The sequence below is a fragment of the Bacillus sp. KICET-1 genome (assembly GCF_027721405.1).
Taxonomy (GTDB): Bacteria; Bacillota; Bacilli; order Bacillales; family Bacillaceae; genus Bacillus; species Bacillus velezensis.
In genome coordinates this window covers 1,909,019-1,933,277 of the sequence record NZ_CP113515.1, presented here as the reverse complement: position 1 = coordinate 1,933,277, position 24,259 = coordinate 1,909,019, and the positions used below count along the sequence as shown (strand labels likewise).

At 44.1% G+C, this 24,259-nt stretch carries 24 protein-coding genes and 1 riboswitch; of the genes, 9 read left to right on the top strand and 15 right to left on the bottom strand.

What is annotated here, in order from left to right; all coding sequences use genetic code 11:
- Position 1 precedes the first annotated feature (1 nt).
- The 6 genes from OVA33_RS09975 to OVA33_RS09945 all read right to left on the bottom strand — a co-directional run bounded on the left by OVA33_RS09975 (position 2) and on the right by OVA33_RS09945 (position 5,362).
- On the bottom strand, positions 2-988 hold the full coding sequence (locus OVA33_RS09975) for an ABC transporter permease (RefSeq protein WP_063636802.1): 987 nt from the start codon (positions 986-988) through the stop codon (positions 2-4).
- A gap of 15 nt (positions 989-1,003) precedes the next feature.
- Positions 1,004-1,990, bottom strand: coding sequence for an ABC transporter permease (locus tag OVA33_RS09970; protein ID WP_017418413.1), 987 nt, complete (start codon positions 1,988-1,990; stop codon positions 1,004-1,006).
- Entirely contained in the window at positions 1,984-2,862 is an 879-nt protein-coding gene (locus tag OVA33_RS09965; protein WP_063636803.1) for an ABC transporter ATP-binding protein, read from the bottom strand. Before OVA33_RS09965 ends, OVA33_RS09970 begins: the two co-directional genes overlap by 7 nt.
- Positions 2,855-3,247, bottom strand: a complete 393-nt coding sequence (locus tag OVA33_RS09960) for a GntR family transcriptional regulator (RefSeq protein ID WP_016938498.1) — start codon at positions 3,245-3,247, stop codon at positions 2,855-2,857. The genes OVA33_RS09965 and OVA33_RS09960 overlap by 8 nt, the downstream gene beginning before the upstream one ends.
- Positions 3,248-3,594: 347 nt before the next feature.
- The gene (locus OVA33_RS09950) at positions 3,595-3,867 is read right to left on the bottom strand and encodes a YtzC family protein (RefSeq protein WP_003152272.1); all 273 of its coding nucleotides are present in this window, start codon (positions 3,865-3,867) and stop codon (positions 3,595-3,597) included.
- 382 nt (positions 3,868-4,249) lie between these two features.
- Positions 4,250-5,362, bottom strand: coding sequence for an ArsR/SmtB family transcription factor (locus OVA33_RS09945; RefSeq protein WP_050586592.1), 1,113 nt, complete (start codon positions 5,360-5,362; stop codon positions 4,250-4,252).
- Positions 5,363-5,784: 422 nt separating this feature from the next.
- Here OVA33_RS09945 and OVA33_RS09940 point away from each other — a divergent pair, with 422 nt between their 5' ends.
- From OVA33_RS09940 to OVA33_RS09925, 4 genes are all read left to right on the top strand, one after another.
- On the top strand, positions 5,785-7,452 hold the full coding sequence (locus tag OVA33_RS09940; protein ID WP_025649751.1) for an MFS transporter: 1,668 nt from the start codon (positions 5,785-5,787) through the stop codon (positions 7,450-7,452).
- An 86-nt stretch (positions 7,453-7,538) separates the two neighbouring features.
- The gene (locus tag OVA33_RS09935; protein ID WP_003152268.1) at positions 7,539-8,507 is read left to right on the top strand and encodes a tRNA modification radical SAM protein MnmL/YtqA; all 969 of its coding nucleotides are present in this window, start codon (positions 7,539-7,541) and stop codon (positions 8,505-8,507) included.
- Positions 8,504-9,085: a tRNA 5-(aminomethyl)-2-thiouridylate-methyltransferase MnmM gene (locus OVA33_RS09930; protein WP_007613246.1), complete on the top strand. Its 582-nt coding sequence runs from the start codon at positions 8,504-8,506 to the stop codon at positions 9,083-9,085. Before OVA33_RS09935 ends, OVA33_RS09930 begins: the two co-directional genes overlap by 4 nt.
- Before the next feature lie 123 nt (positions 9,086-9,208).
- The gene (locus OVA33_RS09925) at positions 9,209-9,403 is read left to right on the top strand and encodes a hypothetical protein (RefSeq protein WP_003152265.1); all 195 of its coding nucleotides are present in this window, start codon (positions 9,209-9,211) and stop codon (positions 9,401-9,403) included.
- A gap of 17 nt (positions 9,404-9,420) precedes the next feature.
- Here OVA33_RS09925 and OVA33_RS09920 read toward each other — a convergent pair whose 3' ends face one another.
- The 3 genes from OVA33_RS09920 to OVA33_RS09910 all read right to left on the bottom strand — a co-directional run bounded on the left by OVA33_RS09920 (position 9,421) and on the right by OVA33_RS09910 (position 12,213).
- A complete protein-coding gene (locus tag OVA33_RS09920; RefSeq protein WP_025649752.1) occupies positions 9,421-10,230 on the bottom strand; it encodes a glycerophosphodiester phosphodiesterase family protein in 810 nt (269 codons plus the stop codon).
- Between the two features lie 103 nt (positions 10,231-10,333).
- Positions 10,334-11,413, bottom strand: a complete 1,080-nt coding sequence (locus tag OVA33_RS09915) for a tetraprenyl-beta-curcumene synthase family protein (protein ID WP_025649753.1) — start codon at positions 11,411-11,413, stop codon at positions 10,334-10,336.
- Between the two features lie 20 nt (positions 11,414-11,433).
- The gene (locus tag OVA33_RS09910) at positions 11,434-12,213 is read right to left on the bottom strand and encodes an alpha/beta hydrolase (RefSeq protein WP_003152261.1); all 780 of its coding nucleotides are present in this window, start codon (positions 12,211-12,213) and stop codon (positions 11,434-11,436) included.
- Positions 12,214-12,259: 46 nt separating this feature from the next.
- Here OVA33_RS09910 and OVA33_RS09905 point away from each other — a divergent pair, with 46 nt between their 5' ends.
- Positions 12,260-12,775 carry a gamma carbonic anhydrase gene (locus tag OVA33_RS09905; protein WP_025649754.1) on the top strand — a complete coding sequence of 172 codons (516 nt, stop codon included), beginning with the start codon at positions 12,260-12,262 and terminating at the stop codon, positions 12,773-12,775.
- A gap of 177 nt (positions 12,776-12,952) precedes the next feature.
- Here the strand turns inward: OVA33_RS09905 and alaP are convergent, their stop codons facing one another.
- The 3 genes from alaP to metK form a co-directional block, all read right to left on the bottom strand.
- Positions 12,953-14,356: an alanine permease AlaP gene (alaP, locus tag OVA33_RS09900; RefSeq protein ID WP_017418420.1), complete on the bottom strand. Its 1,404-nt coding sequence runs from the start codon at positions 14,354-14,356 to the stop codon at positions 12,953-12,955.
- Between the two features lie 204 nt (positions 14,357-14,560).
- Positions 14,561-16,459, bottom strand: coding sequence for an asparagine synthase (glutamine-hydrolyzing) (gene asnB, locus OVA33_RS09895; protein ID WP_003152255.1), 1,899 nt, complete (start codon positions 16,457-16,459; stop codon positions 14,561-14,563).
- 142 nt (positions 16,460-16,601) lie between these two features.
- Complete coding sequence (gene metK, locus OVA33_RS09890; protein ID WP_003152253.1) at positions 16,602-17,804, bottom strand: methionine adenosyltransferase; 1,203 nt, start codon at positions 17,802-17,804, stop codon at positions 16,602-16,604.
- A 169-nt stretch (positions 17,805-17,973) separates the two neighbouring features.
- A riboswitch (SAM riboswitch) is annotated at positions 17,974-18,113 on the bottom strand.
- 197 nt (positions 18,114-18,310) lie between these two features.
- Between metK and pckA the strand changes: the two genes are divergently transcribed.
- Positions 18,311-19,894, top strand: a complete 1,584-nt coding sequence (gene pckA / locus OVA33_RS09885) for a phosphoenolpyruvate carboxykinase (ATP) (protein ID WP_007613256.1) — start codon at positions 18,311-18,313, stop codon at positions 19,892-19,894.
- A 42-nt stretch (positions 19,895-19,936) separates the two neighbouring features.
- Here pckA and OVA33_RS09880 read toward each other — a convergent pair whose 3' ends face one another.
- Entirely contained in the window at positions 19,937-20,179 is a 243-nt protein-coding gene (locus tag OVA33_RS09880; RefSeq protein WP_003152249.1) for a DUF2584 domain-containing protein, read from the bottom strand.
- Positions 20,180-20,236: 57 nt separating this feature from the next.
- Positions 20,237-21,010 carry an alpha/beta hydrolase family protein gene (locus tag OVA33_RS09875; RefSeq protein WP_025649755.1) on the bottom strand — a complete coding sequence of 258 codons (774 nt, stop codon included), beginning with the start codon at positions 21,008-21,010 and terminating at the stop codon, positions 20,237-20,239.
- A gap of 139 nt (positions 21,011-21,149) precedes the next feature.
- Between OVA33_RS09875 and OVA33_RS09870 the strand changes: the two genes are divergently transcribed.
- From OVA33_RS09870 to OVA33_RS09860, 3 genes are read left to right on the top strand one after another with little or no spacing between them, the layout of a single operon-like run.
- A complete protein-coding gene (locus OVA33_RS09870; RefSeq protein ID WP_025649756.1) occupies positions 21,150-22,154 on the top strand; it encodes an ABC transporter substrate-binding protein in 1,005 nt (334 codons plus the stop codon).
- 11 nt (positions 22,155-22,165) lie between these two features.
- The gene (locus OVA33_RS09865; protein WP_003152246.1) at positions 22,166-22,948 is read left to right on the top strand and encodes an ABC transporter ATP-binding protein; all 783 of its coding nucleotides are present in this window, start codon (positions 22,166-22,168) and stop codon (positions 22,946-22,948) included.
- A complete protein-coding gene (locus OVA33_RS09860; RefSeq protein WP_014418698.1) occupies positions 22,923-23,735 on the top strand; it encodes an ABC transporter permease in 813 nt (270 codons plus the stop codon). Before OVA33_RS09865 ends, OVA33_RS09860 begins: the two co-directional genes overlap by 26 nt.
- A gap of 35 nt (positions 23,736-23,770) precedes the next feature.
- Here OVA33_RS09860 and ytkD read toward each other — a convergent pair whose 3' ends face one another.
- Complete coding sequence (gene ytkD / locus OVA33_RS09855) at positions 23,771-24,250, bottom strand: RNA deprotection pyrophosphohydrolase (protein WP_003152244.1); 480 nt, start codon at positions 24,248-24,250, stop codon at positions 23,771-23,773.
- Positions 24,251-24,259: the final 9 nt, after the last annotated feature.

Below are 24,259 nucleotides of genomic sequence, written 5' to 3'. Positions count from 1 at the left end.
TCTACATATGCTTTGACTGCCTGTAAACCGTAAAATAACTGATGAAAAACCCGATAATCGCGCCGAAGATAATGCCGGCTAAATAGCCGAACATCGTGTCTGTGACCCCATATCCGAAAACGCCGAAACCCATAACGGCAAAGGCAATCACCAATATCTGCACCGGCCGGTCCAATTTTCTCCAAAGAAAGAATCTGCCGTTCCGTTCATTCGGATGTTTCAGAAAGCTGACGTAACCGATCAGATAAAAGACAAGGCTCATCACAATCGGAATGATTAAAACCAAATCTCTTTCTCTGATCCAGTCGTTAAACACATATCCAATAGGGGTTACAAATATAAAAAGACGGGATTCGATATAACTGCTGATAAAAGAAAATTGATCTCCCACACTAAAATCGAAAACGACCTCCAAATTCGCGGCCGGCAGACCGATGAGTAAAAAGGGCAGAACTGTGACGGTAAACGCCGTTAACAGCTGGGCGAATATCTGTCCCGTTAATGCGCCGGATGCCATTAACAAGGCGTAAGCCATAAAACTGATGACAATCATTCCGATTGAAAAATGATCAAAATCGTACGTATGGCTCGGTTTCAGCAAAGATATCAGCAATGACGCCGCTCCATAGCCTATCGCCTGAGGAACAACAATGACTGCCCCGCCGAGCCAGAATTTAGTCTGAAAGATTTGGCCTCTGCTGTAAGGCATGCTTAACAAAGCATCCATCGTTCCCTTTGTCCGTTCCAAGCCTAATAAGAAGACGGCAATGATGACACTCACAATCCAGCTGAAGGAAAGAGGCGACCCATTCGTATAACTCACGGTAAATTCACAATATTGCGGATCCAGATAATTCAAACGCCCTTGGTATGATAAATAGTAGTAATAAATCATAAAAGGGTTTGCCGCTATTAAGAAAATACCGCTCAACAAAAACAGCCACTGATTTTTCTTCCATTCTGTGTACAATAATCCCCGCGGTATCATTCCGGTTCTCCTCTCTTACACATGCTTTGCTTTTTTATAAATTACAAAATAACTGACTAAAAATCCGATCGCTCCCCCGACAATCATCCCGGCCACATATCCTGTCATTGACTGTCCCGTCGAGTACCCCGCGAGACCAAAACCGAGAACGCCGATCATGATCACCACAATCTGAATGGGTCGGTCAAGCTGTCTCCAGAGGAAAAAACGGCCGTTCCGTTCCGCCGGCTGTCTGACATAGCAAAAGTACCCAATGGCATAAAATACAATGCTCATCACTGCCGGGATGAGTAATATATACTTGCTGGCAGATACCCAATCCGTATCAACGTACGTAATCGGATTCAAATATTGAATAAAATGGTATGCTTTTATATAAGCATCTTCTGACGGCATCAGCTCATACATGCCGACCCCGAAAATGACTTCCGCATTTGACAGCGGCAACGTAATAATCAGGTAAGGCGCTATCGACACAGTAAACGCCGTTAACAGCTGGGCGAACGTATTGCCCGTTAAGCAGCCTGCGCTAGCGACCAATGCAAAAGCCAAAATACTCACAATGATCTCACCGACGCTGTAATGATGGAAGAAATATACGCGCTCAGGCTTTAACAGAAGAATGAGCAGCTCGGCCAACCCGTAGCCGATGACTTGGAATCCGGCAATGACCGCCGCTCCAAGCCAAAATTTGGTATGAAACATCTGAGCGCGGGAATAAGGCAGACTGAAAAGCGCATCAATCGTTCCTTTTGTACGCTCCAGTCCGAATAAGCAAACCGCCAAAATCACAGCGGGCGCCCAGTTAAAGTTCAGCATTCCGCTATCCAAAGAATTCACATAAAACTTACAATATGCTCCGTGGGTATCCAGACAGCCTTGGTAGACCAGATAGGTATTTAATACTTCAAACGGATTAACCGCCGCTAAAAAAATGCCGATCATTACGAGAACAGTTCGATTCTGCATCCATTCTCTGTACAGCAATCCCCTGTCTACCATCTCCGGTTCCCCCCAAACTTCGCGATGAAGACTTCTTCTAAATTCACAGGAAGTTCGTTCCATACTTTCGGCCGCAGCTCTTGCAGAAATTCCTTTTTCTTCTCATCGTTTTTCGGAATCAGCACTGTATAAAATACACCGGCATGGTCGAGAATCGGTATGTTTTGTTCTCTGATCATCAAGTTGACATCCTCTTCAAACGCCATTTGGATTTTCATGTATTCTTCCTTCATATCATCCAAATCCATCACATTCGTCAGCTGGTTTCCTTCCAAAAATCCGATCCGGTTGCACATTCGCTCAATATCTTCTAAACGATGTGAGGTAATCAGGATGCTCGTTTCCCGTTCAGCCACTTCGTCCACCATAAGCTGAAGCACGTCATGACGCGTTACGGCGTCAATGCCGTCCGTCGGTTCATCCAAAAGGATAAGAGCCGGACGTGAAGCAAAGGCAAGGACGAGCGCAAGCTGTTTTTTCAGGCCTGTCGATAATTCACGGTATTTCTTCGTTTCCGGAATGCCGTACCTGTTCATCAGCTCATTGGCGTAAGTCACATCAAAATTCGGATAGATTCTGCTTACAATCGCAACAAGCTGTTTATATGTATACTTGTCATAAAAAGGATTTTCAACAGGCATATAAATGATGTTCTGTTTTACTTTCGGATGCCGCTTTATTTCCACCTGATTAAATAAAACCGTCCCTTGGTCCGGCAGGAGAATCTGCTGAATGAGCCGGAGCAGCGTTGTTTTCCCTGATCCGTTTCGGCCAAGCAGCCCGAAAATTTCTCCTTTTCCGATAGTGAGTGAAATGTCTTTGAGCACTTCTTTACCGTCAATTGTTTTTGAGAGATTGCGCAATTCAATCATGATCCGTGCCTCCTTTCACATCAGCGCTGATTTCCTTTATCCATTCCTGCAGCTTCTCCAGCTCAACTCCCGCGTAATGGGCATCGATGATGAGCTGTTTCAATTGCTCTTTTATCATCGTCATCTTCCCTTCAACCAATGTCTTTTTTGCATTCTCCGATATATACGTTCCTCTTCCCCGCAGCGTTTCAATGACGCCATCGCGTTCAAGCTCCTTGTACGCTTTGCTGACTGTATTCGGATTGGCGATAATGATCGTTGCCAATTCTCTGACAGAAGGAAGTTTATCCCCCGGCTTCATGATCCCTTTTAAACAAAGCTCTTTCAGTTGCTGTATGATCTGCTCATAAATCGGAGTTGAGCTTCTCGGATCGATTTGAATCATTTACTTCCCTTCTTTCTTTTACGAGCTGCTCTCTTTCTTTAAATGTTCTGCCATTGAAATCCGATGACGACAAGAACGGCAAACAGACTGCTGGCCAAAACCGAGGCGGCGATAATAAGAGGCACATCTTGTTTTACGGATCTTTTGTTTTTCATGAAAGTTCCCCTTCCCTATGCTTAACATTTATATGTCGATTTCATTTTTTGAGTGTTTTATGTGTATTACATCAATTAGTACACGTAATACAATAAACACACTCAGGCCTATTGTCAATTCTTTTTTAAAAGAAATACAAAAAAACCTGCCGGGATTCCGGCAGGTTTGCTGAACCATTTAAAACGGCGCGGTCAGTAATCAAAATTACGCTGCAAAATCATATTGTTTTGCAAGGTCTGCAGCTGCAATCTCATTCGATAAAGCTGCTCTCTTTGCTGATCATTCGCAGATAATGACAGCTTGTTTAATTCATTCACCGCGTTTTCAAGCATCATTTGCGCTTCACTGTACTCATTATCATTATAATGCTCTTGTTTTGAAGCGGTCATAAATTGCTCATTCGCAAATTCATACGCCTGTTCGCTTCTTTGGAGATGTTCATCTACTGATTGTCTTGTTGCCATTAAACAGTCCTCCTATTGATAATGTCATATCAATAGTATTTCTTATTCCAAATAAATTCTCACAAGAAATATCAGGTAATTCATTCACAAGACAGAGATGGCATAAAATACGATTAAATGTAAAACTTAATCAAGACAGAATGAAGTCTTTATAAAAAGCCTTCATTTTAGAACGCTAACTTAATTCTTCTTTTATTAAAAACATTATAATTTTTCCACATCACCCACAAGATCTTCGGTTCGCTTTAAATTGTTCACCATCAAATTATCTTTTTTGTGTAAAACACCCAGGATTCATCAGATTTTTTAGGTATCCAATTCATTAGACGATCGTTTTTATTAGCTTTAATTATCATCCCGAAACTAACACCAACTATAAAACTTACTCATCCCCATCTAAGACTGGAACAGCTTTAAATTTTTTCAACAAACCGTTCAAAAGTGAATCGAATTTTGAAGAATTAAGATAATAGTATGTTTTATTTTGATTTCTCGTACTCTCAACTAAACCTTGCAATGTCAAAATTCTCATATGGTGTGAAATCGTTGCGTTGGTTAAATTTAGCTGTTCAGCAATCTCATTAGCATACATTTTTTTATGACTAAGTAAGATTAATATCTTGAACTTACTTTTATCCGATAAAAGCTTCAAAAAATCAATGATATGATTAATCTCTGCTTTCTCTAATGTATTTTCAAAAATTTTATCAACTTTATAACCAAGTCCAATATAAATGTTATCTTCACTTTTCGTAATAGTTGCAGTGTAAGGTAAAAGTGTTGGATATATATTAATATAATTACAAGATAAGTATTCCTTACCTTTTAACGTACTGATTATCTTTTTTGGAAAATCTATATTTATGTTTTTTAATTGATTCATCCACTCTTCTCTGAATTTAATTAAATTATAAATCGCCTCGTTAAGATAACCATTCACCGACATTAATTTGCTGCAAAATTGATCTACATAAGTTTTAGGAGATTTCATTACCTTAAATATGATCCACTTGTATTCGGGCTTTATATTTAGATTATTAAGCAGCTCAAATAAACTTTCCCTATCATTTAAATACTGTTGGGTAGATGTTTCGGTTTTAAGATCTCCTTGTAAATAAATTAGAGACTCTAAAATATTTTTTCTTATCTCTTCTTCTGTAACTGCAGACAAATAATCAATAATTTCAAAAAAATCTTTCGTGTAAATTTGTGGTATTTTAAAAAATGTTGTGGCTAAACAAAAAATATTTGCATTCCTAACATCTTTGTAGTCGCAAAAGCTGCCAAAATAAAAATTTAAAAACTCACTATCTAACTCTTTTATTCTTTTAAGATCATCTAGTAATACAAAATATTCATTATCTAAATTCAAACCCAATTTGGTTGTATAATCTTTGAAGAATTCCTCGTGTTTTAAGAATAGAATAGAGGATATCTTGTCAAAGAATTCTGAAACACTGTCATTTATTATTAACCGCACTTTTTCACACCCCATAAAGTCTTTTTCCACAAAGGCAAACGTTGTACTATCTTCATGCCAGACATTTTACATTTTTAATAGTATCAATCAAAAGGAAACTTTCAAAGAATATTCATTTCTAATTAGCACTTACCTGACTGAGCATTATCATGAGCAGTCCTAGATTTATTAGACTTGCTTCACCTCATGCTAAGTATTCTCCTCATGTCATACTCTTCAGAAATCCTTAATCATCTCAGCTAGTTTACAGGTCCATTTAAGCTCTTATTGAGTTATTTCAAGTTACAAAATTGTTGAATTATAAAAATATGATTTCGAGATAAGTGGATGAAGAAACAATTTATGAATAATATTGACACCTCTTAAGATTGCATTTATCATGTTTTTAGATATATATCGAATTTTAATTTAGATTAATATCTGATGGAGGTGTAGTTTTGAATTTCAAAAAATTAATTATGTTATCTGCATTATTATTAGGTACATTCATTTCGGTAATGGACACCACTATAGTAAATATTGCCTTACCTAAGATGCTGGATTACTTTTCGAGCAACCTTTCTCAAGTAGCTTGGGTGGCTACAGGTTATACTTTAGCTTTTGCAGTTTTATTAGTAGGTGCATCAAAGCTGGCAGACCATTTTGGAAGAAAAAAAGCTTTTATGTTTGGATTAGCACTTTTTATTTTGACATCAGTTATTGCCTGTTTGAGCACTTCAATTGAAATGCTTATCACAATTAGAGTGATTCAGGGATTATCTGCTGCTTTCATTGTGCCAGTTACAATGCCTATTGCTTTGGCCATCGTTCCTCAAAATAAAAAAGGATTGATCATTGGAATCTGGGGGGCTTTCTCAGGATTAGCAGCTACTTTAGGACCTGTACTTGGAGGATTATTAACTGAAAATTTTAATTGGCAAGCTATCTTCTTCATAAATATTCCTTTAGGCCTGATTTCTCTTTTTTTAGCAGCATTTTTTATTACTGAGAGTTATGATGAAACAGTGAGTAAAAAAATTGATTACATGGGGATTCTTATTTTATCCGGAGCTCTCTTCTGTTTAACCTTTGGCTTTGCAAAAGTATCTGATTTAGGCTGGTCATCTCCATTAATTATCTCTCTTTTTGTAATCTCTGTATTATTATTCTGTTTGTTTTTCTTTATTGAATCTAAAATTAAAAACCCGATGATTCCCTTATCCATGCTGAAGATACGTACGTTTAGTTTCAGTTCTTTCACCCTCTTTATGCAGGGCCTTGGATTAACAAGCGGTACCCTTATTATTACTTTACTCCTCACGAATTTAATGGGAAAAACTGAATTAGAAGCGGGGTTAATTGTTTCTACATTAGCTCTATCATCTATGTTTACCTCTGTACTTTCTGGAAAGCTATCTGATAAACTCGGGGGCATTTGGCTTTCGGGTCTAGGTATGCTCGGTTTAACAATCACAACATATTTATACGGATACATACGATACGACAGTTCTGTAACAACGGTAATTATTCTGTTATGTTTGACCGGCTTAGCTTTAGGGCTTGTGATAGGACCGGCAATGAGTTCAGGGATACGGCTTATTCCTCCTGAGAAAGTAGGTATTGCCTCAGGTATTCTTAATATGATGCGGACAGTTGGACAAGCGCTAGGCATTGCCATACTTACATCTGTGCTTACAATGAATATAAATGATCACACAGCTTCTGCAAAAAAAGAAGCCATAACAATTGTGGAAAACAATCAGGTTTTTGATAAAAATGCAAAAAACGAGATAATAACTCACTTAAAGCATTCAGACAGTAAAGGTTTCGATCGAAGAAAAAGTATTGCTGAATTAAACAAAAAAGAGGAAGAAATTCTTTCTATAACCCCGGATCCATATAAAGAAAAGGTACAAAAAAGTTTCAATACTCAAAAGAAGGAAGTTATCGCTATCCAGAAAAAAATTTCAAATTTATATAATGAAAAAATAAGTGACAGTTTTAATAATACATTCAAAGTAGGCAGTGTAATTCTTATTTTAGGAATTATTTTTGCATTGTTCAGTGATATTTCTCCAAAACGATTAAAACAACAACAGAAAAACCAGGTAGATATTACGCCTTGACCGTTCCATAATTGTTTCATTGTTCCGCTCCATCATTCATGCTACAATTTTAGGATGCATCTGATGTGAGGGAGGCTTTTTGAACATTGAACGAGAATAACCCTTTTCCTTATTCAAATACGGAAAAACGGTACCATACATTAAATTATCACCTGCGGGAGCATTTCGGGCATAAAGTGTTTAAAGTCGCGCTTGACGGCGGTTTTGACTGCCCGAATCGGGACGGCACTGTTGCACACGGAGGCTGCACATTCTGCAGCGCGGCGGGCTCCGGTGATTTTGCCGGCAATCGGGCCGATGACTTACTCACGCAATTTCACGATATCAAAAACCGTATGCACGAAAAGTGGAAAGATGGCAAATATATCGCATATTTCCAAGCGTTCACGAATACGCATGCCCCGGTAGAGGAGCTGCGTGAAAAATTTGAATCCGTCCTCAAGCTTGACGGCGTTGTCGGCATGTCTATCGCCACCCGTCCGGATTGCCTGCCGGACGATGTCGTGGAATATTTGGCAGAACTGAATGAGCGGACCTATTTGTGGGTTGAACTCGGGCTGCAGACCGTGCATGAGCGGACCGCACTCCTGATCAACCGCGCCCATGATTTTGACTGCTATGTTGAGGGTGTCAATAAACTGAGAAAACACGGCATCCGCGTTTGTTCCCATATCATTAACGGGCTTCCGCTTGAAAACAGGGACATGATGATGGAGACGGCCAAAGCCGTCGCTGATTTGGATGTGCAAGGCATTAAAATTCACCTGCTTCACTTATTAAAAGGCACACCGATGGTGAAGCAATATGAAAAAGGAAAGCTGGAGTTCCTTTCTCAAGAAGAATATGTAAGTCTTGTATGTGATCAGCTCGAAATCATTCCCCCGGAAATGATCGTTCACCGCATTACGGGAGACGGGCCGATCGAATTAATGGTCGGGCCGATGTGGAGCGTCAATAAGTGGGAAGTACTGGGCGCCATTCAAAAAGAGCTGGAAACACGGGGAAGCTATCAAGGAAAGCTCTTCAGAAAGACCGGGGAGGAGACCGCCCTATGACCTTGATGCACATCCTCCCTTTCAGTAAAGAATTGCTGAAGTCCGCCGCACAGGAAGGTGATATCACGGTTGACGCGACGATGGGCAACGGACATGATACATATTTTCTGGCCGGCCTTGTCGGTGAGACAGGACATGTCCATGCCTTTGATATTCAAGCGGACGCACTCGCTAAAACGAAGGAGCGGCTCGGTGCCGACTTCGGCCCGCGCGTCACGCTTCACCATAAAAGCCATGATCAAATAAAGGCATCGCTGCCTGAAGATGCGCACGGTCGTGTGGCTTGCGCCGTCTTTAATCTCGGCTATCTGCCAGGCGGCGATAAAAGCATTACGACAAACGGTCACTCAACCATTTCCGCGATCGAACAGCTCCTTGAACTGCTGAAGGAGAACGGGCTGATCGTTCTCGTTGTGTACCACGGGCATCCTGAAGGCAAGACGGAAAAAAGTGCATTACTGGAGTACTGCAGCAATCTTGATCAGGAAAAAGCGCGCGTGCTGAGCTACGGCTTTCTCAACCAGCGAAACGACCCTCCGTTTATTATAGCGATTGAAAAGAAATCTGCCGGCAAATAAAGAATCGGCCTGTCATAAGCGGGCCGACTCTTTTTTTGTTTACTTTTCAAGAAAAATCAATTACTATGAAATAATGGAAAAAAAGCACATCTTTTAAGTGTAACATCTGGGAGGAGCGGCAGTTTGAATATTCTTCGCATCATATTTTCAAGTGTTCCCTATGTGATGTTTGTCATCATTTTATCAAGACATTTAGGATTTGAGTTCGCGAAAACCTATTACTGGTGGTTTGCTGCATTTTTTGTCATCGGGCTGATCGGCAAATTCGCAATGCACCTTGCGGCAAAAAAGAAACCGTTAAAAAAAGAGACAGCGTAAAATGCGCATGTCTCTTTTTATTTACTGTTTTGCAGCACGCCGCGTGTATAAGCGGGATTGTTTGTAAAGACACCATCTGCTTTTTGTTTCAGCATAATAGGCGTCAGCGTATGCTCGTCTTCCTTATCAAAAAACACGTGCACTTTCATCTTATTGTGATGAATGCGCTTCACGACTGCTTCATTTGCCAATTTGGCGTTGAGCCCGACTGTATCAGCATACGTTCTGATGGTTTGCAGCTGCTTATCATTTATCTCCTCAGCCTCGTTATCTTTTAATAATCGAACAAGAGGAATTTTTTTATTCATAGATCGAACTTTCTTTAAGCTCTTCCCGCTAAAAGACTCAATGACTGCTTTATGGCTGGAAATCAGCTTATGTTTTTGTAATATGTCAATCAGTTTCTTTTCCATCACCAGGCTGCCGTTGCTTTCTCTTGTCTCAATATAGTAATTGGCAGTTTGTCCGAATTTCTGTATGATTTCTTCTAATGTTAAAATCTTTTCTCCTTTTCCCGCATTCAGTTTCTTAATCTGAGCCAAAGACAGATCATCTGTCATCCCTTTACCATCTGTTGTCCGATCTACCGTTTTATCGTGAATCGCAATCAGACGGCCGTCCTTTGTCTCCCGTAAGTCTATCTCAATATAATCTGCTTTGTCTTTAATCGCACGTGCATAAGACAAAGCGGTATGTTCCGGCTCAATCGCAGAAGAGCCCCTGTGCGCTATCAAGACAGGATGATAGCCGGCGGAAGCATGGATGACGGAGCAGCCTCCGCAAATGGAAAGTAATGCTATGACCGCTAAATACTTTAATTTTTTCATAAAATTAAAGTATCATATTCTGCAGGCGCACACAATGTTTCATTCTTCACGTCATAAATAAAAAAACTGCGCCGTCAATGTACACGAGAGGCGCAGTTCCCCATTACGAATTTTTCGTCCAAGCCATCTTCTGAAATTTGCGGTAGGCTCTTCCGTTGATATAAAAGAAAAATGACGTTTTTCCGCTTGCCCTGATCAGCTTTCGCGCGAGGCGGCCCATTTCTTTTTGGCCGGCGACTTTGTCATCGGATAAATAGACACCGAGCAGCCCCCTGTTGATCAGCCGGTGAAAATTTTCATGCGGAATGCCTTGCAAATGTTCATCCGCTTTTTCAATAAAATGCTGCAGTCTCTGCATCATTTCTTCATGAGACTGATAATACGTACAGAAATTCAGATCGCCTTCAAGCAGATCCTCTTCCTGGTCAATTAAATAATCGAGCAGTATATGCAGCCCTTGTATGTACGGAAAATAACTGCTGCGGATTTTCTCAGCGGTATGTTCGTTAAAATCAGGCTGGAATGAGTAAGCAACGAGACAGAAAATGCCTAACGTCGATCCGGCGCAGGCCGAGAACTCAAACCACTCCATTTCCGGAAGCTGTGACCGGTACTGCTCAAACCAGGCTTTAAGCCTCGGAACGCGTTCATGCTCAACGACATGCTTATGAACCTGAAGATCGCAATAATAATCACACAGCTCAAGCAAATAAGGTTTAATGATACCGTAATGTTCTATTGACCCGAGCACCCGCTGGCATGTTCTGACCAGCTCATGAAGATAACCGCCGTCATCCCGCTCCTCTCTGTACTGATAGTACGGCCGCACCTCGGCACCGACCGTCAGCGCGTCACGCATGGAAAGATGAAGCATGCGGAAGTCCTCCGGATCAAGCGAGGTGCTGCGGTCGCACAGATTGTCCAGATAATCACTGATTGTCTGATACGCGATGATAAATTGCACGCATTTCTGTTTTTGTTCTCCCGAAAGCAAGGCTAAAATGCCGCCGCCTTCACAATGAAACGATTTATCGCGGATACTTGCGGCCGCCTGCTGCCGCAGTTCGGTATTTTTAATGGAATCTGATTTTTCCCGCCACATGTTCAATTCCTGATGAACGAGCGGGAAAATTTCCCGATACACTTTTGCCATAAGGTTAAAAGGATGTTCCGGTACTGTCAACATATGCACCCCCAGCGAATTCAAATATACTGATCTGTAAAGGCTTTTGCCGCCTTAAACACAGTTTCTCTTTCCGGTTCATTAAAAATTTCATGATAAAGCCCTTCCCATTCCCGATACGATTTATTATGGGAAGCCACACCGGAAAACCATTTGCGGACCTTCATTTTATCGACGATTTTGTCATCACCGCCCTGCATAAGCAAAAGCGGCACCTTTAAAAACGCATCAGTCGGCACCATAGCGGCATCAATGGTTTTTAAAAGCTCTCTGTACCATCTTACGGATACCTTCGTGACATATAAAGAATCGTTTTGATCCGCTTCAATCATATCCGCATTCCTCGTTGCCATATCAGGTGATAAGCCGGAATCCACTCTGAGGGACGGAGCGAGGACGTTCAGTCCTTTAGACGCAAAATCAAGGACTTTATTGACTTTTATTTGCAGACCCAGACAAGGTGATGATAAAATGAGTGCCGTAATGCGGGGATTTCTCTGCTGCTTAAACCATTCTATCGCAATCAGTCCGCCCATGCTGTGGCCCAAAAGGAAAACGGGCGCTTCAAGCGTTCTCGCTTTATCAATCCATATATCTACTTCATCAATGTATTCTTGGAAAGAGCGAATATGCCCTCTGGCGCGGGTCGACGTTCCCTGACCGGGCAAATCGCCCATCACCACGTTATATCCGGAAGATCTCCACATTTCAACGAGCCATTTATAACGCCCGTGGTATTCGCTCGCCCCGTGGATAATGACAATGGTACCGACGGGCCTGTCTGCTTTCCAAGTCCACATGCAGTTCACCTCTTACATAAATTTAGAGAAAGAAGGATGAGACATGATAATCTACCCTTATAAACAATTTACGCCGGACATACATCCTGAAGCGTTCATTGCGGATAACGCCGTCATAACGGGCGACGTCGTGATCGGAGAACAATCGAGCATCTGGTTCTCGGCCGTCATCCGGGGGGATGTTGCGCCGACAAGGATCGGAAAAAGAGTCAGCATACAAGACTTGAGCTGTCTGCATCAAAGCCCGAACCGCCCGCTTCTTATTGAAGATGACGTCACGATCGGCCATCAGGTTACACTGCACAGCGCAATCATCAGAAAGAATGCTTTAATCGGTATGGGCTCCGTCATTCTTGACGGGGCGGAAATCGGAGAAGGCGCGTTTATCGGCGCCGGAAGTCTCGTTCCTCCGGGCAAAACCATTCCTCCCGGCTGTCTTGCGTTCGGCCGGCCCGCAAAGGTTATCCGCCGGCTGACAGAAGAAGACATACAGGACATGGAAAGAATCAGAACGGAATATGTTGAAAAAGGCCGATATTATAAAACACTGCAAAAGAAATAAAAATAGATCAGCTTTGTTTTTACTACTGTACCATTTTTCAAAATATTATTTAAGTAAAAACCATTTGCATTCTCCCGATTGTCAGGAAACAGAAGCAAAATGTTCAGGAATTTGTTTTATTCTTCCCCCGCCGGCCCGATCCTATGAAAAAAAGAGCCCATGTCCCGGGCTCTTTTTTTACGCTTTTTCGGCGAATGTCTGTCCGTTTTCCAGACCTATGTCTTTTCTTTTATGGAAACCTTTCCCGTAATAAGCGGCTAATAATATGCCGAACCAGACAGGACCGATGATGACGGCCACCCTGGTCTCTGCATCAAAAGCCATCAGCACAACGACAAAAGCGAGAAATGCCAGCGAGATATATGAGGAAAAGGGGTATAAAGGCATTTTATATTTCAGTTTTTTCCGTTGTTCCGGCTGTAAGCTTTTACGGTATTTCATTTGGGAAAGCAAAATAATCGACCATGTCCAAATCGCCCCGAACGTCGCAATGCTCGTCACCCACGTAAACACTTTCGCCGGCACCACGTAGTTCAGCAAAACGCCGATGCACAACGCGCCCGCTGAAACCAATACCGCTTTTCCCGGCACACCGCCTTTTGTGACCGTACCGTATGCTTTAGGCGCTTCATTTTGCTCCGCCAGATTGAACAGCATGCGCCCCGTGCTGAAGATCCCGCTGTTGCAGGAAGAAAGAGCCGCCGTCAATACGACAAAATTAATGATTCCGGCTGCAGCGGGGATTCCGATTTTTTCAAATGTCAAAACAAACGGGCTTCCGCCTGAACCGATTTCCTGCCACGGATAAATTGACATAATGACAAACAAAGCTCCGACGTAAAAAATGAGAATGCGCCAAAAAACAGTATCTATGGCCCGCGCCAGTGATTTTTCCGGATTTTTGACCTCACCGGCTGTGACACCGATCAGCTCAATCCCGAGATAGGCAAACATGACCATTTGAAGCGACAGCAGCACCCCTTTAATCCCATTCGGGAAAAAGCCGCCGTGGCTCCATAAATTGCTGATTCCGAGCGCAACGCCTCCGTTTCCGAGACCGAATACGATCATCACCAGACCGATCGCGATCATTGACAGAATCGCCAAGACTTTAATGAGCGCAAACCAGAATTCAAGCTCACCGTACGCTTTAACCGCCAGAAAGTTGACAGCCGTCATAATGACGAGTGCACAAAGCGCCCAGATCCATGACGGCACGTCAGGGAACCAGTAGCCCATATAAATGCCGACCGCGGTGATTTCCGCCATGCAGGTAACAACCCATAAAAACCAATAATTCCAGCCTGTTAAAAACCCGGCAAGCGGACCGAGATAATCTCTGGCATACCGGCTGAATGAGCCGGCTACAGGCTTTTGAATCGCCATTTCCCCTAATGCCCGCATAATAAAAAACATAATCAGTCCGCTGCAGGCGTAAGCGGCTAAAATCCCCGGCCCGGCAAGCTTTATGGCAGAAGCCGACCCGAGAAACAGCCCGACTCCAATCGCGGCGCCCAACGACATAAGCGAGATATGCCGCTCTTCCAAGCCGCGGTGAAGCGTTTTTTCTTTGTTTTGCATAACTCTCCCTCCCCCTGATTTTGACAAAGAAACAACAAACCGAGACGAAATAGCCAGAAAACACTTTCCGGAATCTACCCGATTAGTCCTATTATAACCTTTTTCTGAATATTGCGTAATACTTTGTCGAAAACAGAGCGGAATAGACGGTTTACAAAAAAACAATAGAAAAAAGGCTTTCGATAACATCGAAAGCCTTTTGGATTAAACGAAAATGACTTCTTTCGGCTGATGATTCAGCTCTTCCGGCACCAGTCTTTTTTCAACATTGATGCTGTGCCAGATCATGAAGATCAGCACGGTCCAGATTTTGCGGCTGTTGTCCGCTCTGTCGGCACAATGATCTTCTAGAAGCTGAAGGACATAATCCTTTTCAATATAAGCATCTGTTTCACTTTCACGAATGATGTTGCGAACCCATTCGTTCATTTCATTTTTCAGCCAGTGGCGGATCGGCACAGGGAAGCCGAGTTTTTTGCGGTTAAGCACATGATCAGGCACTACCCCTTCAGCAGCTTTGCGCAGAAGGTATTTCGTCGTGCCGTTTTTCGTTTTCAGTTCATCCGGAATTTTAGAAGCCACGTCAAACACGACTTTATCAAGGAACGGCACGCGCAGTTCCAATGAGTTGGCCATCGTCATTTTGTCAGCCTTTAACAGGATGTCGCCGCGCATCCACGTATGGATGTCAACATACTGCATTTTATTAATGTCGCTGTATGAACGGCTTTCCGTAAAGTACGGCTTCGTGACATCACGGTATGAAAGCTCTGGATTGTAATGTTTGAGCAGCTGTTTTTTCACGGGCTCTTCAAAAATCTTCGCATTACCGATATAACGCTCCTCAAGCGGTGTGCAGCCGCGGACTAAGAGGCTTTTCCCTCTCATTCCTTCAGGCATGACGGACGCCACATGAAGAAGCATTTTTTTCAGACCGGACGGAATGCGTTCAAACGGTTTAAGCGAAAGCGGTTCGCGGTAAATATTGTACCCGCCGAACAGCTCGTCCGCGCCTTCCCCGGATAACGCGACCGTTACATGTTTTTTCGCTTCTTTTGCGACAAAGTACAAAGGAATCGCCGCCGGATCTGCAAGCGGGTCATCAAAGTGCCAGACGATTTTCGGAAGCTCGTTCATATACTCCTCAGGAGAAATGACTTTGCTGATATTTTCAATCCCGAGCGCGGCAGCCGTTTCCTTCGCTACGTCAACCTCACTGAAGCCCTGCTGCTCAAAACCGACGGAAAATGTTTTAAGGCTCGGGTGAAATTCTTTCGCAACTGAGACGATAAAAGAAGAGTCGATACCGCCGGATAGAAACGAACCGACAGGAACGTCACTTCTCATGTGAACTTTGACAGAGTCAAAGATTGCGTCTCTGACTTCTTTCACCAATTTATCTTCATCAGACTGAACAGGCTTGAAGTTCGCTTTGAAATATGTTTTAAACGCGATGTCGCCTTCCGGGCGGATCGTAAACTGGCTGCCCGGCTCGACTTTTTTCACTTCAGCGTCAAGCGTGCTCGGTTCAGGAACGAATTGGAAAGACATATATTGCTGTAAAGAAGCTGTATCAAGATCAATGCCGTTTTGAGCGGCCATTAAACTTTTTCTTTCAGATGCAAAATATACTTTGTCCCCGATGGTTGTGTAATACAGCGGCTTAATGCCGAACGGGTCTCTCGCGCCGTACATAACGCGGTCAGCTTTGTTCCAGATTAAAAACGCAAACATTCCGCGAAGCTTTGAAGCGGCTTCTTCTTTATAATGACGGTATGTCGCAAGGAGCACTTCAGTATCGGAATCTGTATTGAAAGTGTAGCCTTTCGCTTCAAGCTCTTCTCTCAATTCAATGTAGTTATAGATTTCGCCGTTAAAAATGATCCAATATTTTTCGTCTTCATATGATAAAGGCTGTCCGCCGTTTTCTACGTCAATAATACTGAGCCGTCTGAAGCCGAATCCGACGTGCTCGTCATGATAATACCCATCGCTGTCAGGACCGCGGTGAACGATCATTTGGTTCATTTGTTTGATTAGCTCTTCTTGATCTGCGGTTTGAGTTAATGGATGCTTATTAAAAACACCGACAAATCCACACATAGTATAGCCTCCATAAGTGTAATTTTCTAATTGGACCCCCTTTTTATAGACGCTGTGTTACGCCATTGGTTTCACGCTATGTAAAAATAAGCATGGCAGCATCTACAAAAAGGGAAAGCCGCTTAAGTAAGCGGCTATAAAATTATTCTCCTAGTGCTTCTTTGCGAAGCGCATCCGCCTTGTCAGTACGCTCCCAAGGAAGATCCACATCATGACGTCCGAAGTGGCCGTAAGCAGCAGTCTGCTTATAGATCGGGCGGCGCAGATCAAGCATTTTAATAATGCCGGCAGGTCTCAGGTCGAAGTTATTCCGTACGACTTCGATCAGTTTTTCTTCAGAAGCTTTTCCTGTATCAAATGTATTGATGGAAATAGAAACAGGCTGTGCCACGCCGATTGCGTATGCAAGCTGCACTTCACAAGAATCAGCAAGGCCTGCTGCCACGATGTTTTTCGCTACGTATCTCGCAGCGTATGCCGCAGAACGGTCTACCTTCGTCGCATCCTTACCGGAGAATGCGCCGCCGCCGTGGCGTGCATATCCGCCGTATGTGTCAACGATGATTTTACGGCCGGTAAGACCCGCGTCACCTTGAGGTCCGCCGATTACGAAACGTCCCGTAGGGTTGATGAAGTATTTTGTTTCTTCATCGATCAGTTCCTCAGGCACGACAGGATTAATGACATGCTCTTTCAGATTGCGCTGAATCTGCTCAAGCGTAATTTCCGGGTGGTGCTGAGTTGAAATAACGATCGCGTCGATGCGGACCGGCTTGTTGTTTTCATCATATTCAACGGTAACTTGCGTTTTGCCGTCAGGGCGAAGATACGGAAGAATGTCTTCTTTGCGGACTTCGCTCAAACGGCGGGCTAATTTATGCGCCAAAGAGATCGGAAGCGGCATAAGCTCTTTCGTTTCGTTACACGCATAACCGAACATCAGGCCTTGGTCTCCCGCTCCGATTGCTTCGATTTCAGCATCGCTCATTGTGCCTTCACGCGCTTCAAGAGCCTGATCGACACCCATTGCGATATCCGCAGACTGTTCATCAATTGATGTTAAAACAGCGCAAGTCTCCGCATCAAATCCGTATTTGGCGCGTGTGTAGCCGATTTCTTTAATCGTTTCACGGACTGTTTTCGGAATGTCAACGTATGTTGATGTAGTAATCTCTCCGCTTACCAGCACAAGTCCTGTCGTTACAGATGTTTCGCAGGCCACGCGCGCGTTCGGGTCATTTTTTAAAATCTCATCTAAGATACTGTCAGAAATTTGGTCACAGATTTTGTCCGGATGACCCTCAGTAACAGATTCAGATGTAAATAGTCGACGGTTTTTACTCATTCACTTTTCCTCCTGAAAAAAGATCTTTTGCAAGACCTTCTCATATGATACGGAACTCGCTCCCTCTTAATACAATGTCATACTATATCAGAGAATGTTAATTGGCATATTTTATGAAATAAAAAAACCTTTTCCACTCGAGGAAAGGGTTTGGTCTGTGTGCCTTTCACTCTTATCGCTCAAGGAAAATATTAAACCTTGCATCAGGTTAGCACCTTGGTTTCCCACAGTGTTTTCACCTGCTTTTTTACAGAGAAACCGGTTGCTGGGCTTCATCGGGCCTGTCCCTCCGCCAGCTCGGGATAAGAGTATCCGCTCAATGAAATATCTTATCGTAAAAGGGCGGAAAGTGTCAATATGAATTAAAGCGATTACGCGCCTTTATTTCGGGAAGCAATGGAAAAACACAAACAAAAAACCGCAAATAGTATAGACTATTTTCAGATATATGTTATACTAATTCCACATTCAGCGAAATACAAATAAACCGGCAAAGGAAGGTTTTTATGAAATTAGTTGATTTAACCGCAGATCTTCAAGCATTACTTGCAAGTCCGAATGTGCATCATAATTTATCGGCTCCAAAACTTACCGAAAAAGTGATCAGCCGAAATGAAGGAACGCTGACATCAACGGGCGCTGTACGCGCCACCACCGGCGCTTATACAGGCAGGTCACCTAAAGATAAATTTATCGTCCGTGAACAAAGCACAGAAAATCAAATTGATTGGGGCGCGGTGAATCAGCCCATTTCTGAAGAGGCGTTTGAAAAGCTGTACGCCAAAGTCGTCAGCTACTTAAAACAGCGGGATGAACTGTTTGTTTTTGAAGGATTCGCAGGAGCGGATGAAAAATACAGACTCCCGATTACGGTCGTAAATGAATTTGCGTGGCACAATTTATTCGCACGCCAGCTGTTTATCAGACCGGAGACGGATGAAAGAGATCCGCAAGCGCAGCCTTTCACCATTCTCTCGGCTCCGCATTTTAAAGCAGATCCGGAGACGGACGGCACGCATTCGGAAACATTTATCATTGTCTCTTTCGAAAAGCGCGTCATTTTAATCGGCGGCACCGAATACGCCGGAGAAATGAAAAAATCAATATTCTCCATTATGAACTTCCTGCTTCCGCAGCAGGATATACTGCCGATGCACTGCTCAGCCAATGTCGGTGAAAAAGGCGATGTCGCCCTGTTTTTCGGTCTTTCCGGCACAGGGAAAACGACGCTTTCAGCCGATGCGGACCGCAAACTGATCGGCGATGACGAGCACGGCTGGTCAGATTCCGGCGTTTTCAACATTGAAGGCGGATGTTACGCTAAATGTATCAATCTGAGCGAGGAAAAAGAACCGCAGATTTTTCGTGCGATCCGCTTCGGGTCTGTTCTTGAGAATGTCGTGCTTGATGAAAAAACGGGTGAAGCGGATTACGATAATTCCTTCTACACGGAAAACACAAGAGCCGCATATCCGATTGAGATGATCGGCAATATCGTGCAGCCGAGCATTGCCGGCCATCCGCAGGCAATCGTCTTTTTAACGGCGGACGCATTCGGTGTGCTCCCTCCGATCAGCAAACTGACGAAGGAACAGGCGATGTATCACTTCTTAAGCGGGTACACCAGTAAACTCGCGGGAACCGAGCGCGGCGTGACATCTCCGCAAACGACTTTCTCGACGTGCTTCGGTTCACCGTTCCTTCCGCTTCCGGCGCATGTATATGCCGAAATGCTCGGGCATAAAATCGACGAACACGGCGTTCAAGTCTTCTTGGTCAACACAGGCTGGACCGGCGGAGGGTACGGAGTCGGAGAACGGATGAAACTTTCGTATACAAGAGCGATGGTCAAGGCCGCTATTGAAGGCAGACTGAACCAGACTGACATGACGGCAGACAGCATTTTCGGCCTGCGCAGTCCCGTTCATGTTCCGGGCGTTCCGGATGAAGTTCTTCAGCCTGAAAACACATGGAGCGATAAACAAGCATACAACGAAAAAGCGCTGTTTTTAGCCAATGAGTTTAAAGAAAACTTTAAAAAGTTTTCCCATGCAGACTCGATTGCCAAAGCCGGCGGACCTCTCGTGTAATCAAAAAAGCCAAGGGCGTTTATGCCCTCGGCTTTTGTTTTTTCAGTTTGTCGAATGAAGCGACGTGAGTCTGTATGTAATGCTTGTCCGGCCGTTCGCCCATTCGAGCTTTTGGACCTCGCCGGTGCCGGATTTCTCGCCGGTTTTCGTTTTGCGCACGTCCATCGGAATATCAAGAGGATAGACGCGATAGCCCTCTTTCTCCAATAAAAAGATATTTTCCTCTATCCGTTTTTCATTGCCTTTTGTCACAATCATGGTATTAAATTCAACAGGCATTCCCAAAATGAAAATCCCCTTTCATTCTCTTATTCTTTATTATCATATCATAAATCAGGCATCTTACCGTGTCTTCATCCATTCCGCCAGCCGCCGGACAATGCGTCTGTTTTCCTGCGGCGGAAAATAATGCGTAAAACCGCTGTAATACCAGGTTTCCACCGGTTTCCCCGCCTCTTTCAGCTTGTCCTCGATCATCCGGGCGTGTTCGATCGAAACATTCTTATCATTCTCTCCATGGATGAGAAGTACAGGGGCCTGAATGCGGTCTGCGTTTTCAAACGGCGAACGCCATCTGTATTCATCCGGCACCTTTTTCGGCGTGCCGCCGATCACCCGCTTCATCATCCGCCGCATATCCTTCCGCTCTTCATAAGTAAGCACCATATCGCTCACACCGCCCCATGATACGAGCGAAGCCGCTTGATGCCCCATTTCAATCGCGGTCAAAAGCCCCATGATTCCGCCCCGGGAAAAACCGAAAATATGCACCCGCCCTTCCCTGACGTTCGGATGCTCCCGAAGCAGGCGAAAAGCGGAAAACGCGTCCTCTCTGTCCTCTCCCGCAAAATCTTCATTTCCCTCGCCGCCCTGGTTGCCTCTGTAATAAGGCGCAAACACGACAAAGCCTTGGGAAGCGAATTGAACGATTCTTCCGGGGCGTACCATGCCGACATTTTTTATGCCGCCGCGCAAATATAAAAAACCGTCATATGTGCCCGGCGCCGCAGGCTCGGCAAGGAGCCCCTTTACCTTCAGCCCTTCTGACTCATAGCATACCTCAAAGAGGCGGACATGCGGACTCGGAGACGGGAACCTTTTCTTTTCTACCAGCAAAACAATGAGCCTCCTTATATCATCAGTTTTTTTATTCTTTCCCAACGTGAATATGGGCACTCACACATTTTTTATACCCATCATACGATATGTAAAGCAGAAAAGGTTATTTTAACGCTTAAAACAAGGAGGTTACACCGTGAACAAATGGCTCAAAACGGGCTGCGTTTTTGTCATATGCGCCTTTTTCCTGCTCATTCTTCCGGCCTGCAGACAGGAAGAAAGTCTGACGAAGGTAAAGGTGGCGGAAGTCACACACTCCATCTTCTATACGCCTCTGTATGTCGCTGAAGCAAAAGGTTTCTTTAAAAAAGAAGGGCTCCAAGTGTCACTTCAAACAACATGGGGCGGAGACAAAACGATGACATCGCTTTTGTCAAACGGGTCTGACATCGCGCTGGTCGGTTCTGAAACATCCATTTACGTGGAGGCGCAGGGAGCAAAAGATCCGGTCATCAACTTCGCGCAGCTGACACAGACGGACGGCACATTTCTCGTGTCACGGAAGGATGAGAAATCATTCAAATGGAGCGATTTAAAAGGAAAAACATTTCTCGGCCAGCGAAAAGGCGGCATGCCCCAAATGGCCGGTGAGTACGCCCTGAAAAAGAATCACATAGAACCGAAAAAAGACATTAACCTCGTTCAAAACATTGATTTCGCCAATATTTCCAACGCATTCGCATCCGGAACGGGTGATTATGTGCAGCTGTTTGAACCGACGGCATCCCAATTTGAAAAAGAAGGCATCGGCCATATCGTCGCATCCTTCGGAGAAGCTTCCGGCCAAGTGCCATACACAACCTTTATGGCAAAAGAAAGTTATTTGAAAAGCAATGAAAAGACGGCGGAAAAATTCACCCGCGCCATCTATCGCGCCCAGCAATGGGTGGAAAGCCATCCGGCCAAAGACATCGCAAAAACGATTCAGAAGGAATTTGCCGATACTGATCCGGCCATTATCGAAACATCAATAGAGCGCTATAAAAAACAAAAGTCATTCTCTGCAGACCCAGTTCTGCAAAAGGATGAATGGGAACAGCTTCAATCTATTATGGATGAAGCCGGAGAGCTCCCGAAACACATTCCGTACAGCAAACTCGTCAACACAAAAATCGCCAAAAAAGTCACCTCAGAACAATAGGAGGAACATGAATGTCTTTTTTACATGTGGATCATGTAACACATACTTATTTCTCGCTGAAAGAAAAGACAACCGCCGTGAAAGATATACATTTTCAGATTGAAAAAGGGGATTTCATCTCCTTTCTCGGGCCGAGCGGATGCGGAAAAACAACACTCCTGTCCATTCTGGCCGGCCTTATCACCCCTGCGCAAGGCCGGGTGCTGATTGAAGGAAGCGTGCCGAACCATAAAGAACACCAAATCGGTTATATGCTTCAACAGGATTATTTATTTCCTTGGAAATCAATTGAGGAAAACGTGCTGCTCGGTTTACACATTTCAAAAACATTAACAGAAGAAAAAAGAGCTGAAGTTCTCAGCCTTCTGCCTAAGCTCGGATTAATCGGCGTTGAAAAAAAATACCCGAAAGAGCTGTCAGGCGGGATGCGGCAGCGGGCGGCACTTGCCAGAACTCTTGCGCCGGACCCGGGCCTGCTGCTCCTTGATGAACCGTTTTCCGCGCTGGACTTTCAAACGAAGCTTTCTTTAGAAAACCTTGTCTTCAGAACATTAAAGGATTTTCAAAAAACCGCCGTGCTCGTCACCCACGATATCGGTGAAGCCATCGCCATGAGCGATACGATCTATTTATTTTCGAATCAGCCGGGCACCATCCACCAAATATTCACCGTGCCTAAGGAGCTCGCGGCTTTAGATCCGTTTGACGCGCGTCAGGATCCGGCCTTTCAGCCGCTGTTTCAAACCATATGGAAGGAGCTGAATTCCCTTGAAAAACAGCAGCGGCACGATTGAACAGCTTCATCAGCAGTTTAAGAAAAGACACCAAAAAGAAAAGCTCCGGATCCGTGCGTATCAGGCCGCCATTTTCATCGTATTTTTTGCCGGATGGGAAATATCGAGCAGGGCGGGCTGGATCGATCCGTTAATCTTCAGCTCACCCTCCGCCGTTTGCAGGCTTTTAGTTGAAAAGATTGCGGACGGATCCCTTGCGGCGCACATCGGCGTAACCTTAGGAGAAACCGTTCTCGGCTTTTTGCTCGGCACGCTTCTCGGCACATGCCTCGCCGCTCTGTTATGGTGGTCAAACAGGCTCGCCCGGGTTTTAGACCCGTACCTCGTCATTTTAAACGCGATGCCGAAGGTCGCACTCGGACCGATTCTCATCGTGGCACTCGGACCGAATTTCACAAGCATTGTCGCCATGGGAGCAGTCATCAGTGTCATTATCACGACAATCGTCGTCTTTACGGCTTTTCAGGAAGTGGATGAAAACTATATTAAGGTGATGAAAACTTTCGGAGCGAAAAGAAGCATCATGTTTAAAGAAGTCATTCTGCCGGCATGCGCCCCCGCGATTATTTCCGCGCTTAAAGTGAACGTCGGTTTATCCTGGGTCGGTGTCATCGTCGGCGAGTTTCTCGTTTCCGAAAAAGGTCTGGGCTACATGATCATTTACGGATTCCAGGTCTTCAATTTCACTCTTGTGTTCTTAAGCCTTCTGATCATCGCGATTTTTGCAACATTGATGTATCAGGGAGTCGAACTGTTAGAAAGAAAATGGACGAAAGGAAAAATATAAAAAAGACCCGTGCGTAAGCGCCGGGTCTTCGTTTTTTATGATTGAAATACGCCGTCCTCTTTCAGCTTTTTCAGACTGATCGGAAGCACCGAATCTTTCATAATGAAACTGAATTTTTTATTTCGGGGGAGATTCTCCGGCAGTTCGCTGAACAGCACCGGCCCCTTTGTTTCAAAATAGTCAGCCTGTTTTTCAAGCTTTTCAATATCGGCAAAATAAATATTCTTCACGATTACCTTTTCCCTGCCGAGAACTTTATACTGTCCGACGTACTTCAGATGTCTTACCGCGGCACCGGTTTCTTCTTTCACCTCGCGCAGGGCCGCTTCCTCCGCACATTCCATCGGCTCCACTTTTCCGCCCGGAAATTCAAACCCCCGGTCTTCATGCTCGGTCAAAAGCCACTTATCTCCATATCGGCATATGACCCATACGTGCTTCGGGCTGTCTGAAAAAGGCTGGTGTTCAAAGGAGAGCTGAACAGTGTTCTGATAATAGTCTTTAAACTCGTACATGTTTATCCC